15 protein-coding genes are annotated in these 15,667 nt (G+C 60.5%); 10 read left to right on the top strand and 5 right to left on the bottom strand.

The genetic code is table 11. The annotated features are described in order from the left end of the window. Window positions 1–2: 2 nt before the first annotated feature. The 4 genes from rng (at window position 3) to tldD (ending at window position 7,708) form a co-directional block, all read left to right on the top strand. Window positions 3–1,460 carry a ribonuclease G gene (rng, locus tag PspS35_RS05075; protein WP_159933011.1) on the top strand — a complete coding sequence of 486 codons (1,458 nt, stop codon included), beginning with the start codon at window positions 3–5 and terminating at the stop codon, window positions 1,458–1,460. 76 nt (window positions 1,461–1,536) lie between these two features. After that, on the top strand, window positions 1,537–5,352 hold the full coding sequence (locus tag PspS35_RS05080) for a YhdP family protein (RefSeq protein ID WP_159933012.1): 3,816 nt from the start codon (window positions 1,537–1,539) through the stop codon (window positions 5,350–5,352). 48 nt (window positions 5,353–5,400) lie between these two features. Next, a complete protein-coding gene (locus PspS35_RS05085) occupies window positions 5,401–6,249 on the top strand; it encodes a carbon-nitrogen hydrolase family protein (RefSeq protein ID WP_159933013.1) in 849 nt (282 codons plus the stop codon). A 16-nt stretch (window positions 6,250–6,265) separates the two neighbouring features. Then, window positions 6,266–7,708, top strand: coding sequence for a metalloprotease TldD (gene tldD / locus PspS35_RS05090; protein WP_159933014.1), 1,443 nt, complete (start codon window positions 6,266–6,268; stop codon window positions 7,706–7,708). A gap of 45 nt (window positions 7,709–7,753) precedes the next feature. Here tldD and yjgA read toward each other — a convergent pair whose 3' ends face one another. Beyond that, the gene (gene yjgA, locus PspS35_RS05095; RefSeq protein WP_159933015.1) at window positions 7,754–8,275 is read right to left on the bottom strand and encodes a ribosome biogenesis factor YjgA; all 522 of its coding nucleotides are present in this window, start codon (window positions 8,273–8,275) and stop codon (window positions 7,754–7,756) included. Between the two features lie 108 nt (window positions 8,276–8,383). On the opposite strand from yjgA, the gene pmbA reads away from it, so the two are divergent. The 6 genes from pmbA (at window position 8,384) to PspS35_RS05125 (ending at window position 13,639) form a co-directional block, all read left to right on the top strand. Next, entirely contained in the window at window positions 8,384–9,730 is a 1,347-nt protein-coding gene (pmbA, locus tag PspS35_RS05100; protein ID WP_159933016.1) for a metalloprotease PmbA, read from the top strand. A 148-nt stretch (window positions 9,731–9,878) separates the two neighbouring features. Then, window positions 9,879–10,274, top strand: a complete 396-nt coding sequence (locus tag PspS35_RS05105; RefSeq protein ID WP_159933017.1) for a FagA protein — start codon at window positions 9,879–9,881, stop codon at window positions 10,272–10,274. Next, on the top strand, window positions 10,267–11,643 hold the full coding sequence (locus tag PspS35_RS05110) for a class II fumarate hydratase (RefSeq protein ID WP_159933018.1): 1,377 nt from the start codon (window positions 10,267–10,269) through the stop codon (window positions 11,641–11,643). Before PspS35_RS05105 ends, PspS35_RS05110 begins: the two co-directional genes overlap by 8 nt. 27 nt (window positions 11,644–11,670) lie before the next feature. Further along, window positions 11,671–12,099, top strand: a complete 429-nt coding sequence (locus tag PspS35_RS05115; protein ID WP_159933019.1) for a hypothetical protein — start codon at window positions 11,671–11,673, stop codon at window positions 12,097–12,099. Window position 12,100: 1 nt separating this feature from the next. After that, complete coding sequence (locus PspS35_RS05120) at window positions 12,101–12,712, top strand: superoxide dismutase (protein ID WP_159933020.1); 612 nt, start codon at window positions 12,101–12,103, stop codon at window positions 12,710–12,712. A 33-nt stretch (window positions 12,713–12,745) separates the two neighbouring features. Then, complete coding sequence (locus PspS35_RS05125; protein WP_159933021.1) at window positions 12,746–13,639, top strand: ZIP family metal transporter; 894 nt, start codon at window positions 12,746–12,748, stop codon at window positions 13,637–13,639. A gap of 37 nt (window positions 13,640–13,676) precedes the next feature. Here the strand turns inward: PspS35_RS05125 and PspS35_RS05130 are convergent, their stop codons facing one another. The 4 genes from PspS35_RS05130 to raiA are packed head-to-tail and all read right to left on the bottom strand — an operon-like array spanning window position 13,677 to window position 15,605. Next, entirely contained in the window at window positions 13,677–13,949 is a 273-nt protein-coding gene (locus PspS35_RS05130) for an HPr family phosphocarrier protein (protein WP_159933022.1), read from the bottom strand. Window positions 13,950–13,965: 16 nt separating this feature from the next. Continuing rightward, window positions 13,966–14,823, bottom strand: coding sequence for an RNase adapter RapZ (gene rapZ, locus PspS35_RS05135; RefSeq protein WP_159933023.1), 858 nt, complete (start codon window positions 14,821–14,823; stop codon window positions 13,966–13,968). A 2-nt stretch (window positions 14,824–14,825) separates the two neighbouring features. Then, the gene (gene ptsN / locus PspS35_RS05140; RefSeq protein ID WP_159933024.1) at window positions 14,826–15,290 is read right to left on the bottom strand and encodes a PTS IIA-like nitrogen regulatory protein PtsN; all 465 of its coding nucleotides are present in this window, start codon (window positions 15,288–15,290) and stop codon (window positions 14,826–14,828) included. 9 nt (window positions 15,291–15,299) lie between these two features. Then, a complete protein-coding gene (raiA, locus tag PspS35_RS05145; RefSeq protein ID WP_003171804.1) occupies window positions 15,300–15,605 on the bottom strand; it encodes a ribosome-associated translation inhibitor RaiA in 306 nt (101 codons plus the stop codon). Window positions 15,606–15,667 lie beyond the last annotated feature (62 nt).

The following is a 15,667-nucleotide window of genomic DNA, read 5'->3' on the forward strand; positions in this document are numbered from 1 at the left end:
CCATGAGTGAAGAGATTCTGATCAATATCACGCCGATGGAATCGCGCGTGGCGGTGGTAGAGAACGGTGTTCTGCAAGAAGTGCACGTCGAGCGCACCCAAAAGCGCGGGATCGTCGGCAATATCTATAAAGGCAAGGTCGTGCGGGTGTTGCCGGGCATGCAGGCGGCATTCGTCGATATCGGCCTGGACCGTGCCGCGTTCATTCATGCCTCGGAAATTTCCCTGCGTGAAGGCCCAGCGGTAGAAAGCATCAGCGCCCTGGTGCATGAAGGACAGAGCCTGGTGGTGCAAGTCACCAAGGACCCCATCGGCTCCAAGGGCGCACGCCTGACCACCCAGCTGTCGATTCCGTCGCGCTACCTGGTGTATATGCCGCGCACCGCCCACGTTGGCATTTCCCTGAAAATCGAAGATGAAGGTGAGCGTGAGCGCCTGAAAAAGGTGGTCAGCGACTGCGTGGCGGCCGAAGGCATCAAAGAGGCTGGTGGTTTTATCCTGCGTACTGCCGCTGAAGGCGCGGGCGCGGACGAGATCCTGATGGACATCCGCTACCTGCGGCGCCTGTGGGACCAGATCGGCGCACAGATCAAGACCATCGGCGCGCCAAGTGTCATCTATGAAGACCTGGGCCTGGCACTGCGCACGCTGCGCGACCTGGTCAGCCCCAAGATCGAGAAAATTCGCATCGATTCGCGGGAAACCTTCCAGCGCACCACGCAATTTGTTGCCGAACTGATGCCGGAAATTGCCGACCGCCTGGAGCACTACCCTGGCGAGCGGCCGATCTTCGACCTGTACGGCGTCGAAGACGAAATCCAGAAAGCCCTGGAGCGCAAGGTGCCACTCAAGTCCGGCGGCTACCTGGTGGTGGACCCGGCGGAAGCCATGACCACCATCGACGTCAACACGGGCGCTTTCGTGGGTCATCGCAACCTCGAAGAGACCATCTTCAAGACCAACCTCGAAGCGGCGACCGCGATCGCGCGCCAACTGCGCCTGCGCAACCTGGGCGGCATCATCATCATCGACTTCATCGACATGGAAGACCAAGAGCACCAGCGCCAAGTGCTGCGTACCCTGGAGAAACAGCTGGAGCGCGATCACGCCAAGACCAACATCATCGGCATTACCGAGCTGGGCCTTGTGCAGATGACCCGCAAGCGCACCCGCGAAAGCCTGGAACAGGTGCTGTGCGAACCGTGCAGCAGTTGCCAGGGCCGCGGTAAGTTGAAGACCCCGGAAACGGTTTGCTACGAGATTTTCCGGGAAATCCTGCGAGAGGCACGAGCCTATCAGGCCGAAGGTTATAGAGTGCTGGCCAACCAGAAAGTGGTCGACCGCCTGCTGGACGAAGAGTCCGGTAACGTTGCCGAGCTGGAGGGTTTTATCGGACGCACAATCCGTTTCCAGGTTGAAACCATGTATTCCCAGGAACAATACGACGTGGTGCTGCTCTGATCCCCATTCGCTTTCTTTCTTCGAGCGCGGCAGGCCTTGATCTGCCGTCCGCCTACTGCCTTGAGGGTCGCCTGACATGGAGCGTCTGATACGCTTTTTTGCCGCCTTGACCCGTTGGGGCCTGGGCCTTTGCGCGTTGCTGCTGGTGTTGGCGGCGGTGTATGTGAGCCTGGGTCGCGAGTTGACACCGCTGGTTGCCGAATACCGCGCCGAAGTCGAAGCCAAGGCCCAGGCAGCGGTGGGCATGCCGCTGCACATCGGTAGTCTCGAAGGGCGTTGGAGCGGTTTCGCTCCGGTGTTGCTGGCTCATGACGTAATGGTTGGCGAGGGCAGCAGTGCCTTGCGCCTGGATCAGGTCGAAGTGGTTCCGGCCATCTGGGACAGCCTGGTGGCGCGTGAAGTGCGCCTGGCGCACCTGCAGGTCAGTGGCCTGCAACTGAGTGCCAAGGAAGACAAGGACGGCCATTGGGCGCTTCAGGGCCTGCCGGTGCAGGACGATCAGCCGCTGGACCCTGAGCAGTTGCTCAAGCGCATGCAGATGGTCAAGCGCGTGTCCTTGCTCGACAGCCAGGTCACCTTGCAACCGTTCGACCAGGCACCGGTCACCCTGACCTACGTGGGCCTGAGCCTGCACACTGGCATCACCCGGCAACGGCTGGACGCACGCCTGACCCTGCCGGATGGCCAGCCTCTGGCGCTGAGCCTGCGCAGTCGCATTCGCGCCAGCCAATGGAAGGACGCCGAGGTCCAGGCTTATCTCAGCCTGCCGCAAAGCGACTGGGCCAAGTGGATTCCGGCCAGGCTGACCCAGCAGTGGACACTCACGCAGTTCAAGGCCGGCGGTGAATTCTGGCTGAGCTGGGGCAAAGGCACTGTGCAAAGCGCGGTAGTGCGCCTCAACTCGCCACAGGTGAAGGGCCGCTACGCCGAGCGCAAGCCGGTGCATATCGAAAACCTAGCCCTCACGGCTTACCTGCAACGCAGTGATACCGGCCTGAAGGTACTGTTTGATTCGCTGGCGATGAACTTGGGCGAGACCCGCTGGGAGTCGCGCCTGCAAGTGCAGCAGACCCTGGCGACCGACAAGGATCAGGAAGTCTGGAAGCTGCAGGCAGACCGCCTCGACCTGACCCCTATCACGCCGTTGCTCAATGCCCTGGCGCCCTTGCCGGAAGGTTTCGCCAAGACTGTCGAGCATCTGAAGGCCACCGGCCTGCTGCGCAATGTGCTGGTGGCTTTGCGTCCTCAGGACACGACCGATCAAAAAGTCAGTTTTGCCGCCAACCTGGAGCGGGTCGGGTTTGACGCCTACTTCGGCGCACCGGCCGCGCGAAACGTGTCCGGCAGTATCAGCGGCGACCTGGGCGGTGGCGAGTTGCGCATGGACAGCAAGGATTTTTCCCTGCACCTCGATCCAATCTTCGCCAAGCCCTGGCAATACCTTCAGGCCAATGCGCGCCTGACCTGGAAGCTGGATAAACAAGGCTTCACCCTGATCGCCCCGTATATCAAAGTGCTGGGGGAAGAGGGCAAGATCGCTGCTGACTTCCTGATTCGCCTGCATTTCGACCACAGCCAGGAAGACTATATGGACCTGCGGGTCGGGATGGTCGACGGCGATGGGCGTTTCACGTCCAAGTACCTGCCTGCCGTGCTGAGCCCAGCGTTGGATGAATGGCTGCGCACGGCGATTCTCAAGGGCGCGGTGGATCAAGGCTTCTTCCAGTACCAAGGCTCGCTGAACCACGATGCACTGCCGGCTGCGCGCAATATCAGCCTGTTCTTCAAGGTGCATGACGCCGAGTTGGCGTTCCAGCCGGGTTGGCCTCATGTGAGCAAGGTCAAGGGTGAGGTGTTTGTCGAAGAGACCGGCGTGCGCATCCTGGCCAGCAAGGGCCAGTTGCTGGATACCAAGGTCAACGATGTCTACGTCAATATTCCCCACGCACCGTCCGGCAAGGAAAGTCATCTGCTGCTTACCGGTGGTTTTGCCGGTGGCCTGGGTGACGGCCTGAAGATCCTTCAGGAAGCGCCGATTGGCACTGCTTCTACCTTTGCCGGCTGGAAAGGCGAAGGCGACCTGCAAGGCAAGCTGGACCTGGACGTTCCGCTGGTCAAAGGCATCGAGCCCAAGATCGTGGTGGATTTCCAAACCGACAAGGCGCGTCTGCAATTGGCGGAGCCGCCTCTGGACCTGACCCAGCTCAAGGGCAGTTTCCGCTTCGACAGCGCCAAGGGCCTGAGTGGCGAGAAAATCACGGCCCAGGCGTTTGACCGGCCGATCACCGCGCAAATCTTTGCCGATGGCAAACCGGGCAATATCAGCACCCGTGTCGCGGCGAGGGGGCAGGTGACGGTCAAGCGGCTGACGGATTGGCTGAAAATCAGCCAGCCGTTGCCAGTGTCCGGCGATATTCCGTATCAGTTGCAACTGAACCTGGATGGCGCCGACAGCCAACTGATGGTCAGTTCCAACCTCAAGGGCGTTGCGGTGGACTTGCCGGCGCCGTTCGGCATGCCGGCCAGCCAGGGGCGTGACAGCGTATTTCGCATGACCTTGCAGGGCGCCGAGCGTCGCTACTGGTTTGACTACGGCGAGCTGGCCAACTTCACCTTCGCTGCGCCGCCGGACAAATTCAATGACGGCCGTGGCGAGTTGTTCCTCGGCGATGGCGATGCCGTGCTGCCCGCTGCCAAGGGCCTGCGCATTCGTGGTGTGCTCTCGGAGTTGGATATCGATCCGTGGAGGAAGCTGGTCAACCAGTATGCCGGCAACGACCCGGGCGGCAGTGCCAAGCAACTGTTGAGCGGCGCGGACTTCAAGATCGGCAAGCTCACCGGGTTGGGCACCCAGTTCGATCAAGTCAATCTGCAGTTGGACCGAAAGCCCGCTGCCTGGGGCCTGCAGTTCGACAGCCAGCAGGCCAAGGGCAGCGTGAACTTGCCGGACAGCAAGGCCGCGCCGATAGGGGTCAACCTGCAATACGTAAAATTGCCGGCGGTGGACCCGACGGTGCAGGCTGATGAAAACGCACCGGACCCGTTGGCCAGTATCGATCCCAAGGACATCCCTGCGCTGGATATCGCCATTGCGCAGTTATTCCAGGGCCCGGACCTGGTGGGCGCCTGGTCGCTGAAAATCCGCCCAACCACAAAAGGCCTGGCCTTCAGCGACCTGGACTTGGGCCTGAAGGGCATGCAGCTCAAGGGCGCCGGTGGATGGGAAGGTGCCCCGGGGAGCAGCAGCAGCTGGTACAAAGGCCGCCTGGACGGCAAGAACATCGCCGATGTGCTCAAGGGGTGGGGGTACGCGCCCACGGTCACCAGCGAGGATTTCCATCTGGATGTGGACGGCCGTTGGCCGGGTTCACCGGCCTGGGTCGGGCCAAAGCGCTTCTCCGGCAGCCTGGATGCAGCCTTCCGTAAAGGCCAGTTTGTTGAAGTGGAAGGTGGCGCCCAGGCGTTGCGGGTGTTCGGCCTGCTCAACTTCAACTCCATCGGGCGCCGCCTGCGGCTGGATTTCTCCGACCTGCTCGGCAAGGGCTTGAGCTACGACCGGGTCAAAGGCCTGCTGGCGGCAAGCGATGGTGTGTTTGTCACCCGCGAGCCGATCACGCTGACCGGGCCTTCGAGCAACCTGGAGTTGAACGGTACGTTGGACCTGGTGGCCGACCGTGTGAATGCCAAATTGTTGGTGACATTGCCTGTGACCAACAACTTGCCGATCGCTGCGCTGATCGTCGGCGCACCGGCCATTGGCGGCGCGTTGTTCCTGATCGACAAGTTGATCGGCGACCGTGTTTCGCGCTTTGCCAGCGTGCAATACAAGGTGGAAGGGCCTTGGAAGGATCCGAAAATCACGTTCGACAAGCCATTTGAAAAACCAAACTGAGGGCCTGTGGAGTAGCATGGCCACAAGCCTATTACGGAGTGTCGGCCCATGTCCTTTGCGGTAATTCAAATGGTCAGCCACAGCGATGTGCTGGCCAACCTGGCCCAGGCTCGGCGTTTGCTGGAGCAAGCGGCGGCGGGCGGTGCGAGGCTTGCGGTGTTGCCGGAAAACTTCGCCGCTATGGGGCGGCGCGACGTGGCGGACATCGGCCGTGCCGAGGCGCTGGGCGAAGGCCCGATTCTCCCGTGGTTGAAACAGGCTGCCCGCGACCTCACGTTATGGATCGTGGCCGGCACATTGCCGTTGCCCCCCAAGGATCATCCAAACGGCAAGTCCAATGCCTGCTCGTTGCTGATCGATGATCGCGGCGAAATCGTCGCCCGCTATGACAAACTGCATTTGTTTGATGTCGATGTGGCGGACGCGCGAGGTCGCTATCGTGAGTCCGATGACTATGCTTTTGGAAGCAATGTGGTGGTAGCGGATACGCCGGTCGGCCGCCTGGGCTTGACGGTGTGCTACGACCTGCGCTTCCCGGAGTTGTACAGTGAGTTGCGTGCGGCGGGGGCTGAATTGATTACCGCGCCCTCGGCCTTTACCGCAGTGACCGGTGCCGCGCACTGGGAGGTGCTGGTACGTGCACGCGCCATCGAGACGCAGTGCTATGTGCTGGCAGCCGCCCAAGGCGGTGTACATCCGGGGCCGCGCGAAACCTACGGACATGCGGCGATTGTCGACCCCTGGGGGCGGGTGCTGGCACAACAGGATCAAGGCGAAGCGGTGTTACTGGCCGAGCGCGATAGCAGTGAACAGGCGTCGATACGGGCGCGCATGCCGGTGGTCAACCATCGGCGCTTTTTCTCGCAGGGCGCACAGCGACCTGCTTCGGAACGATGAATTTAAGGCCAAACCTATGAGCGAGTTGTTGTCCTCAGTCAGTGAACACCTCCTGGCACCCGGTGGCGTGACCATCGAAAGCTTGCAAACCGTGCTGGGCGATCTCGCCGGGCCAGGCATCGATGCCGCCGACCTGTATTTCCAGGGGCAGATTTCCGAGTCCTGGGCGCTGGAAGATGGCATCGTCAAGGAAGGCAGCTTCAATCTCGATCAGGGCGTCGGCGTGCGTGCGCAATCCGGCGAAAAAACCGGGTTTGCCTACAGCAACGCAATCACTCTGGAAGCCTTGGGCCTCGCCGCTCGCGCGGCACGCTCGATTTCCCGTGCCGGCCAGAACGGCACGGTACAAGCGTTCAGCACCCAGGATGTGGCCCAGTTGTACGCGCCGGACAACCCCCTGGAAGTGATCAGCCGTGCGGAAAAAGTTGAGCTGCTCAAGCGTATCGACGCGGCCACCCGTGCACTGGACCCGCGCATCCAGCAGGTCACCGTGAGCATGGCCGGTGTCTGGGAGCGAATCCTCGTGGCATCTACCGACGGTGGCCTGGCGGCGGATGTGCGGCCGTTGGTGCGGTTCAATGTCAGCGTGATCGTCGAGCAAAACGGCCGCCGCGAGCGCGGGGGCCACGGCGGCGGCGGGCGTACGGACTACCGTTACTTCCTCGCTGACGACCGTGCCATGGGCTATGCCCGTGAAGCCCTGCGCCAAGCGCTGGTGAACCTGGAAGCCATTCCCGCGCCGGCCGGTACCTTGCCGGTGGTGCTGGGGTCGGGTTGGTCCGGCGTTCTGCTTCATGAAGCCGTGGGCCATGGCCTGGAAGGCGACTTCAACCGCAAGGGCAGCTCTGCCTACAGCGGGCGCATGGGCGAAATGGTTGCATCCAAGCTGTGCACCATCGTCGATGACGGCACCCTGGCCGGTCGCCGGGGTTCGCTGAGCGTCGATGACGAAGGCACCCCCACCGAATGCACCACCCTGATTGAAAACGGTGTGCTCAAGGGCTACATGCAAGACAAGCTCAATGCCCGCCTGATGGGCGTGGCGCGTACCGGTAACGGCCGTCGCGAGTCCTATGCGCACCTGCCGATGCCGCGCATGACGAATACCTACATGCTCGGTGGCGAAAGCGACCCGGCGGAGATCATTGCCTCGGTAAAGCGCGGGATCTACTGCGCCAACCTCGGCGGCGGCCAGGTGGATATCACCAGTGGCAAGTTCGTGTTCTCCACCAGCGAGGCCTACTTGATCGAAGACGGCAAGATTACCGCGCCGGTCAAAGGCGCGACGTTGATCGGTAACGGACCGGAAGCCATGAGCAAGGTGTCGATGGTCGGTAACGACCTGTCGCTGGACAGCGGCGTGGGCACATGTGGGAAAGATGGACAGTCGGTGCCGGTGGGTGTCGGCCAGCCAACGCTGAAAATCGATGCGATCACCGTGGGTGGCACGGGGTCGTAAGGGGTGGAGCTTCGGGTGGCGAAGACCGCCACCCGGGGAAGGGCATCAACGCAGGCCGCGTTGAGTCTCGTCCAGCTCACGGATGTACTTGAAGATTTTACGGCTGGTGGCGGGCGCCTTGTTATGCGCCTGCTCGTGCTGGGCCTGACGGATCAGGGAGCGCAGTTGTTGGCGGTCCGCGTTCGGGTAGTCCAGTACGAATTTCTCCAGCACCGCGTCATCGCCCGAAATCAGGCGGTCACGCCAACGTTCCAGGTTGTGGAAGCGTTCGTTGTACTGGCGAGTGGAGGCATCGGTTTGATCGAGCAAGGCCAGAATGGCGTCAGTGTCCTGATCGCGCATCAACTTGCCGATAAACATGATGTGCCGTTTGCGCGCGATATTCGCGGTGTGTTTGGGTGCGTCCGCCAGCGCCCGGCGCATTTCGTCGGTCAGTGGCAGTTTTGCAATCAAATCTTTCTTGAGCGTTGTAAGGCGCTCGCCAAGATCAACCAGAGCATGCAGCTCGCGTTTGACTTGGGTTTTGCTTTTCTCCCCATCGAGGGAGTCGTCGTAAGAATCAACCATGGTGGCAGTCCGCAAAGAAACGCCGCCATGATAACCAGTCGGGGGCCGCTTGTCCGGCCCGGTCGCTCGATGGCCTTAACCGAAAGCAGAATTTGAGTGGAGAAAACCATGAGTGCAGCCCAAAGCGTCGGTCCACAAGCGTTACCGGCACTTCAGGAACAAGTCGAGCAGATTCTTGCCGAAGCCAAGCGCCAGGGGGCCAGCGCCTGTGAGGTGGCGGTTTCGTTGGAACAGGGGCTGTCGACGTCGGTGCGTCAGCGGGAAGTGGAAACCGTCGAATTCAACCGCGACCAGGGATTTGGCATCACCTTGTACTCGGGGCAGCGCAAAGGCTCGGCCAGTACCTCCGCCAGTGGGCCGGACGCGATCCGCGAGACGGTTGCCGCTGCGTTGGCGATTGCCAAGCACACCTCCGAAGATGAAAGTTCGGGCCTAGCCGACAAGGCGCTGATGGCCAAGGACTTGAAGGATTTCGATCTGTTCCATGCCTGGGACATCACACCTGAGCGGGCCATTGAACTGGCGCTGACTTGCGAGGCGGCGGCATTCGACGCTGATGCCCGCATAAAGAACGCCGATGGCACCACGTTGAGCACTCACCAGGGTTGCCGTGTATACGGTAACAGCCATGGATTCATCGGCGGTTATGCGTCCACTCGCCATAGCCTGAGCTGCGTGATGATCGCCGAGGCCAATGGCCAGATGCAGCGCGATTACTGGTACGACGTGAGCCGCCAAGGTGAATTGCTGGCCGACCCCGTCAGTATTGGCCAACGTGCGGCAGAGCGTGCCGCGAGCCGCTTGGGCGCGCGCCCCGTGCCGACCTGTGAAGTGCCTGTGCTGTTTTCGGCGGAGCTGGCCGGTGGCCTGTTCGGCAGTTTCTTGGGGGCGATTTCCGGTGGCAACCTGTATCGCAAATCTTCGTTCCTCGAAGGCGCTATCGGCCAGCAGCTATTTCCCGAGTGGCTGACCATCGATGAGCGCCCGCACTTGATGCGCGCCATGGGCAGCTCGGCATTCGACGGTGATGGCCTCGCCACCTATGCCAAGCCTTTCGTCGAGAAAGGTGAGTTGGTGTCCTACGTACTGGGCACTTACTCCGGCCGTAAACTCGGCCTGCCAAGCACCGCCAACTCCGGTGGTGTGCATAACCTGTTCGTGACCCATGGCGATGAAGACCAGGCAGCGCTGCTGCGGCGTATGGGGCGTGGCCTGTTGGTGACCGAGTTGATGGGGCATGGCCTCAACATGGTCACTGGGGATTACTCCCGTGGCGCAGCGGGTTTCTGGGTGGAAAACGGCGAGATTCAATTCGCGGTCCAGGAAGTGACCATCGCCGGCAATATGCGCGATATGTTCAAGCAGATCATTGCGGTGGGTAACGATCTGGAGCTGCGCAGCAACATTCGCACGGGCTCGGTATTGATCGAGCGGATGACCGTCGCGGGCAGCTAACGCGGCAACCGTTGTCCGAAAAGGCGCGCCATCCTACAGATGGCGCGTCTTTTTTTATGCGCGGTGCGTAGGGCTATTAACCGGCCACTCTTGTTTTGATTCTCAATATCATTTAATAATAAATATCATTATCGAGTGAGTGTGGATCATGAGTTCTGTCCTGCATGAGGATCCGTACCTGGAAAGCTGGCGCTGGATGAGTCGTCAGATTCGCTGCGGCCTTGATCCCAATGAACCTCGCCTGATCGAACATTACCTCAATGAGGGTCGATACCTGGCGTGCTGCACTGCGACCCATCCGTGGACGATCGCTGAAACGTCATTTCGCCTGTTGATCGACACCGCCAGTGATATCGCGCTGCCCTGGCATTGGCGTTCCACCTGCCTGGATCAGGCTTGGCGCCCGCTGCGCGACCTGGAAAAACTGTCCCACTGCGCCTGCCGCCTCAAGCGCTGGCAGACCTTTGCCTGGCAATTGGCAACGTGCGAATTGCTGCCTTCCCTTTCTGTTTCTGACCTGGTGCAAGGATCCTCCGATGAGTAACACCCGTATCGAACGCGACAGCATGGGCGAACTGCAAGTGCCTGCCGAGGCCTTGTATGGCGCTCAAACCCAGCGCGCGGTGAACAATTTTCCGATCAGCCATCAACGCATGCCGGCGCAATTCATTCGCGCGCTGATCCTCGCCAAGGCCGCAGCTGCCAAGGTCAACGTCGACCTCAAGCAGGTCAGTGAAGCGCAGGGCAAAGCCATCGTCGACGCCGCCCAGGGTTTGCTGCAAGGCGATTTCATGCAGCACTTTCCGGTGGATATCTTCCAGACCGGCTCCGGCACCAGCTCCAACATGAACGCCAACGAAGTGATTGCAACCCTGGCCAGCCGTTTGCTCGGCGAGGCGGTCAACCCGAACGACCATGTCAACTGTGGCCAAAGCAGCAACGACATCATTCCGACCACTATCCACGTCAGCGCCGCGCTGGTATTGCACGAGCAAACGCTGCCGGCGCTGCTGCACCTGGTGCAGGTGATTGAGCAGAAAGCTGAAGAAGTCCACCCTTTCATCAAGACCGGCCGCACCCACCTGATGGACGCTATGCCGGTACGCATGAGCCAGGTACTCAACGGCTGGGCGCAGCAACTCAAAGCCAATATCGGTCATCTGCAAGACTTGCTGCCGAGCCTGCAGGCGCTGGCCCAGGGCGGTACGGCGGTGGGCACGGGGATCAATGCGCATCCGGAATTCGCGGCGCGTTTCAGTCAGCAACTCAGCAGCCTGACCGGCGTGAAATTCACACCGGGCAAAAACCTGTTTGCGCTGATTGGCTCCCAGGACACCGCCGTCGCCGTCTCCGGCCAACTGAAAGCCACCGCCGTGTCGCTGATGAAAATCGCCAACGACCTGCGCTGGATGAACTCCGGCCCGCTGGCCGGCCTGGGTGAGATCGAGCTCGAAGGCTTGCAGCCCGGCTCCTCGATCATGCCGGGCAAGGTCAACCCGGTTATCCCCGAGGCAACCGCGATGGTCGCCGCTCAAGTCATCGGTAATGACACGGTGATCACCGTTGCGGGCCAATCCGGCAACTTCGAGCTGAACGTGATGCTGCCGATCATCGCGCAGAACTTGCTCAGCAGTCTTGAACTGCTGGCCAACTCGAGCCGGCTGCTGGCAGACAAAGCTATCGCCAGCTTCAAGGTCAACGAAGCCAAGCTCAAGGAAGCGCTGTCGCGTAACCCGATCCTGGTCACGGCACTCAACCCGATCATTGGTTACCAAAAGGCGGCCGAAATCGCCAAGAAGGCCTATCAGCAAGGTCGTCCAGTGATTGATGTCGCTCTTGAGCACACTGACCTGCCCCGCAGCCAACTGGAAATCCTGCTGGATCCGGAAAAGCTCACGGCTGGCGGCGTGTAATCACCGACCCTGCTTTGGAGGCTCACCATGGAGCACTGGAAACGCACGATCGAACGGGCCAATCGCTGCTTTATGCAGGGCGAGTTGGTTGACGCTCGCGAGGCCTATTTGCAAGCCCTGGCGTTGGCCCAAGTGTTGTTCGAACGCTGGGCGGATGCCGACGAAGCAGTGGCGGCTTGCGTCATCTCCCATCACAACCTGGCGGATCTGCACTTGCGCTTGAATCAGCCTGAGGAAAGCGCCGAATACCTCTGCGCCATTCATCAGCGCTTGCTGCAGACCATGCAGGATGAGCGCCTGAGCCCGCAACTGCGGGAGGCGGCACTGCGCCAGAGCAGCAAGACCTACGTCGAACTGTTGAATTTTATCAGCGATCACGGCGAGTACCCGCGCACCCATCGCCTGCTCAGTGGTACTGCGGCGCACCCGACCACTCCTCAATACGGAGCACATTGATATGACTTACACCTTGCCTGCCCTGCCTTACGCCTACGATGCCCTGGAGCCGCATATCGATGCGCAGACCATGGAGATTCACTACACCAAGCATCACCAGACCTACATCAATAACCTCAATGCCGCAGTCGAGGGCACCGAGTTCGCCGGCTGGCCGGTAGAGAAACTGGTCTCCAGCGTGCAGCAACTGCCGGAAAAGCTACGCGCTGCGGTGATCAACCAAGGTGGTGGCCACGCTAACCACTCGCTGTTTTGGGCGGTCATGTCACCTCAGGGTGGCGGTAAGCCCGATGGCGCGTTGGGTAAGGCAATTGATGAGCAGGTAGGCGGCTTTGATAGCTTCAAGGAAGCCTTCACCAAAGCTGCGTTGACCCGCTTCGGTAGTGGCTGGGCCTGGCTGAGCGTGACTGCGCAAAAGACTCTGGTCGTAGAAAGCAGTGGCAACCAAGACAGCCCGCTGATGAACGGCAATACGCCGATCCTCGGCCTGGACGTCTGGGAGCACGCTTACTATCTGCGCTATCAGAACCGCCGCCCGGAATACATCAATGCCTTCTACAGTGTTATCAACTGGCCAGAAGTTGCCGCACGCTATCAGGCTGCTTTGGCCTGACAATTACCTTCATAACAAGATCTAAGGCCGACTATGGGCACTGAAACACTGGCGATCGGCAGTGTGCGAATGTTTCGTTATGCACTTGGCTCGCTGCTGCTGCTGGCAGGTACTGCATTGCTGGTGGCCCACGGGCTGGCCTGGCTGGACCTGGAACCGCGTATCTTGCGCGCATTGCAGGGCGGGGCGATCTGCGCGCTCGGCACGGCGCTGGGCGCGGTTCCTGTATTGGTGATTCGGCGGATGCCGGTGGCCGTGAGCGATACCCTGCTGGGCTTTGGGGCTGGCGTAATGCTTGCGGCCACCGCTTTTTCGCTGGTGGTGCCGGGTATCGCCGCTGCTGAAAGCCTCGGGCTTACGCCCTGGGGAGCGAGCGGGTTGATCAGCTTTGGAATCATGTTGGGAGCGTTCGGGCTGTATCTGGTTGACCGCAAGGTCTCCGGTACCAGTCCGGAAATGCTGGTGGGCACGCCGGAAAAACCGGTGATTGCGCCGCGCATCTGGTTGTTTGTGTTCGCCATCATTGCCCACAACATCCCGGAAGGCATGGCGGTTGGCGTCTCGGCCGGCGGCGGCATGCCGGACGCCGATAGCCTGGCTATGGGCATTGCCTTGCAGGACGTGCCCGAGGGGCTTGTGATTGCGTTGGTGTTGGCTGGGGCAGGGATGTCGCGGGCCAAGGCATTCCTGATTGGCGCTGCGTCAGGCTTGGTGGAGCCGGTGTTTGCCGTGCTCTGCGCTTGGCTGGTGAGCCTGGCCGAGGTGTTGTTGCCTTTGGGCCTGGCGCTGGCCGCCGGTGCAATGCTGTTGGTGGTGACGCATGAGGTGATCCCGGAATCACGCCGCAATGGCCACGAAAAGCTCGCCAGCCTGGGGTTGTGCGTTGGGTTTTGCTTGATGATGGCGATGGATACTGCATTGGGCTGAAGCCGTTACCGCTTCACGCCTGTCTCAAAGGGTGAGCTTACTCACCCTCATCAAAGAAGTTGTTGATCAGCGCCACCAGTGCGTCCATCGCTTCCTGTTCTTGCTCGCCTTCGGTCTTCAAATGAATCTTGGTGCCCTTGCCGGCCGCCAGCATCATCATCGCCATTATGCTTTTGCCGTCGACCATGCTCTGCGGTGTGCGCCCGGCCCTGATCTGGCAAGGGAACTGCCCGGCGACGCCGACAAACTTGGCCGAGGCGCGGGCATGCAGGCCCAATTTGTTGATGATTTCAATTTCCAGAGCGGGCATCGCGCAGGTGTTCCTTTCAGCTAAGGTCGCGGTGGCGAACCTGGACGTTCTTGAGGGTTTGTTGCAGCACTTGGCCCAGGCGCTCGGTCAGGTACACCGAGCGGTGATGGCCGCCAGTGCAGCCAATGGCAATGGTGACATAGGCCCGATTGCTCGCGGCAAAGCGTGGTAGCCATTTAAGCAGGTAGCTGGAAATGTCCTGGAACATCTCCTCCACATCCGGCTGCGCGGCCAGGTACTCCGCCACAGGTTGGTCCAGCCCGGACTGGTCGCGTAATTCGGGTTTCCAGTAGGGGTTGGGCAAGCAGCGCACGTCGAACACCAGGTCCGCATCCACTGGCATGCCACGCTTGAAGCCGAACGACTCGACGAGAAATGCCGTGCCAGGCTCTGGCTGGTTCAGCAGGCGCAACTTGATGGCATCGCGCAACTGGTACAGGTTGAGGCTGGTGGTGTTGATCTTGAGGTCGGCGAGGTCAATTATCGGACCCAGCAACTTGGTTTCGTCCTCGATGGCTTCGGCCAGAGAACGGTGAGGGCTGCTGAGTGGATGGCGGCGACGGGTTTCAGAGAAGCGTTTGAGCAGCGTCTCTTCGTCGGCATCCAGGTACAGCACATCACAATGAATGTGCTTGGCGCGTACCTCTTCAAGCAATTGTGGGAATCGCTCAAGGTGGCTAGGCAGGTTGCGGGCGTCAATCGAGACGGCGACCAGGGGTTGCGCCAGTTCGGTATGGATCAGCGCGCGTTCCGCCAGTTCCGGCAGCAGGCCAGCTGGAAGGTTGTCTATGCAATAGAAACCGTTGTCCTCAAGAACGTTGAGGGCGGTACTTTTACCCGAGCCAGAGCGGCCGCTGACGATGATCAAACGCATGATTACTGCCCGTTCTGTTCATCCAGGACAACTTGATACAGCGCCTCGTTGCTGCTGGCGCTGCGCAGTTTGTCGCGCACTTCCTTGCGGTCGAGCATGCTGGCGATCTGCCGGAGCAGTTCCAGGTGCGCATCGGTGGCTGCTTCCGGAACCAGCAGAACGAACAGCAGGTCAACCGGGGCGCCGTCGATGGCATCGAAGTCAATGGGGGCTTCAAGGTGCAGCAGGGCGCTGACGGGCGTTTCGCAGCCCTTGAGGCGGCAGTGAGGAATGGCGATGCCGTTGCCAAAACCCGTGGAGCCGAGTTTTTCACGGGCGATCAGCGCATCGAAGACGTCTTGCATCTCCAGGCTCGGCACTTCACGTGCGATCAGGTTGGCAATTTGTTCGAGTGCTTTCTTTTTACTGCCGCCCGGCACGTTCACGAGGGAACGGCCGGGGGTCAGGATGGTTTCAAGTCGGATCATTGGGGGGAGTTAACGACCTGTACCTTGCATCAGGTGCAGATTCTTTTCCTTATGCTTTATGAGTTGGCGGTCCAGCTTGTCGTAGAGCGAGTCAATCGCCGCGTACATGTCTTCATGTTCCGCATTGGCGACGAGCTTGGCATTCGGTACGTGCAGGGTGGCCTCGATTTTCTGCTTCAGCTTATCGACCTCCATGATGACCTGCACGTTGGTGATCTTGTCAAAATGCCCCGCCAGCTTGTTCAGCTTGCTCTCGGTGTATTCACGCAGGGGTTTGGTGACTTCCAGCTGGTGTCCACTGATGTTGACTTGCATACAGCTTCTCCTTCGTTGCCAGTGCATAAAGCGACAGGCAAAAGTGCCTGCCACTGGAACGC

It is taken from the genome of Pseudomonas sp. S35, assembly GCF_009866765.1.
Classification (GTDB): domain Bacteria; phylum Pseudomonadota; class Gammaproteobacteria; order Pseudomonadales; family Pseudomonadaceae; genus Aquipseudomonas.

Excerpts from the sequence above, each read along its gene's own strand:
- rng (WP_159933011.1), top strand. The coding sequence starts at position 3 with ATGAGTGAAGAGATTCTGATCAATATCACGCCGATGGAATCGCGCGTG.
- PspS35_RS05080 (WP_159933012.1), top strand. The coding sequence starts at position 1,537 with ATGGAGCGTCTGATACGCTTTTTTGCCGCCTTGACCCGTTGGGGCCTG.
- PspS35_RS05085 (WP_159933013.1), top strand. The coding sequence starts at position 5,401 with ATGTCCTTTGCGGTAATTCAAATGGTCAGCCACAGCGATGTGCTGGCC.
- tldD (WP_159933014.1), top strand. The coding sequence starts at position 6,266 with ATGAGCGAGTTGTTGTCCTCAGTCAGTGAACACCTCCTGGCACCCGGT.
- yjgA (WP_159933015.1), bottom strand. The coding sequence starts at position 8,275 with ATGGTTGATTCTTACGACGACTCCCTCGATGGGGAGAAAAGCAAAACC.
- pmbA (WP_159933016.1), top strand. The coding sequence starts at position 8,384 with ATGAGTGCAGCCCAAAGCGTCGGTCCACAAGCGTTACCGGCACTTCAG.
- PspS35_RS05105 (WP_159933017.1), top strand. The coding sequence starts at position 9,879 with ATGAGTTCTGTCCTGCATGAGGATCCGTACCTGGAAAGCTGGCGCTGG.
- PspS35_RS05110 (WP_159933018.1), top strand. The coding sequence starts at position 10,267 with ATGAGTAACACCCGTATCGAACGCGACAGCATGGGCGAACTGCAAGTG.
- PspS35_RS05115 (WP_159933019.1), top strand. The coding sequence starts at position 11,671 with ATGGAGCACTGGAAACGCACGATCGAACGGGCCAATCGCTGCTTTATG.
- PspS35_RS05120 (WP_159933020.1), top strand. The coding sequence starts at position 12,101 with ATGACTTACACCTTGCCTGCCCTGCCTTACGCCTACGATGCCCTGGAG.
- PspS35_RS05125 (WP_159933021.1), top strand. The coding sequence starts at position 12,746 with ATGGGCACTGAAACACTGGCGATCGGCAGTGTGCGAATGTTTCGTTAT.
- PspS35_RS05130 (WP_159933022.1), bottom strand. The coding sequence starts at position 13,949 with ATGCCCGCTCTGGAAATTGAAATCATCAACAAATTGGGCCTGCATGCC.
- rapZ (WP_159933023.1), bottom strand. The coding sequence starts at position 14,823 with ATGCGTTTGATCATCGTCAGCGGCCGCTCTGGCTCGGGTAAAAGTACC.
- ptsN (WP_159933024.1), bottom strand. The coding sequence starts at position 15,290 with ATGATCCGACTTGAAACCATCCTGACCCCCGGCCGTTCCCTCGTGAAC.
- raiA (WP_003171804.1), bottom strand. The coding sequence starts at position 15,605 with ATGCAAGTCAACATCAGTGGACACCAGCTGGAAGTCACCAAACCCCTG.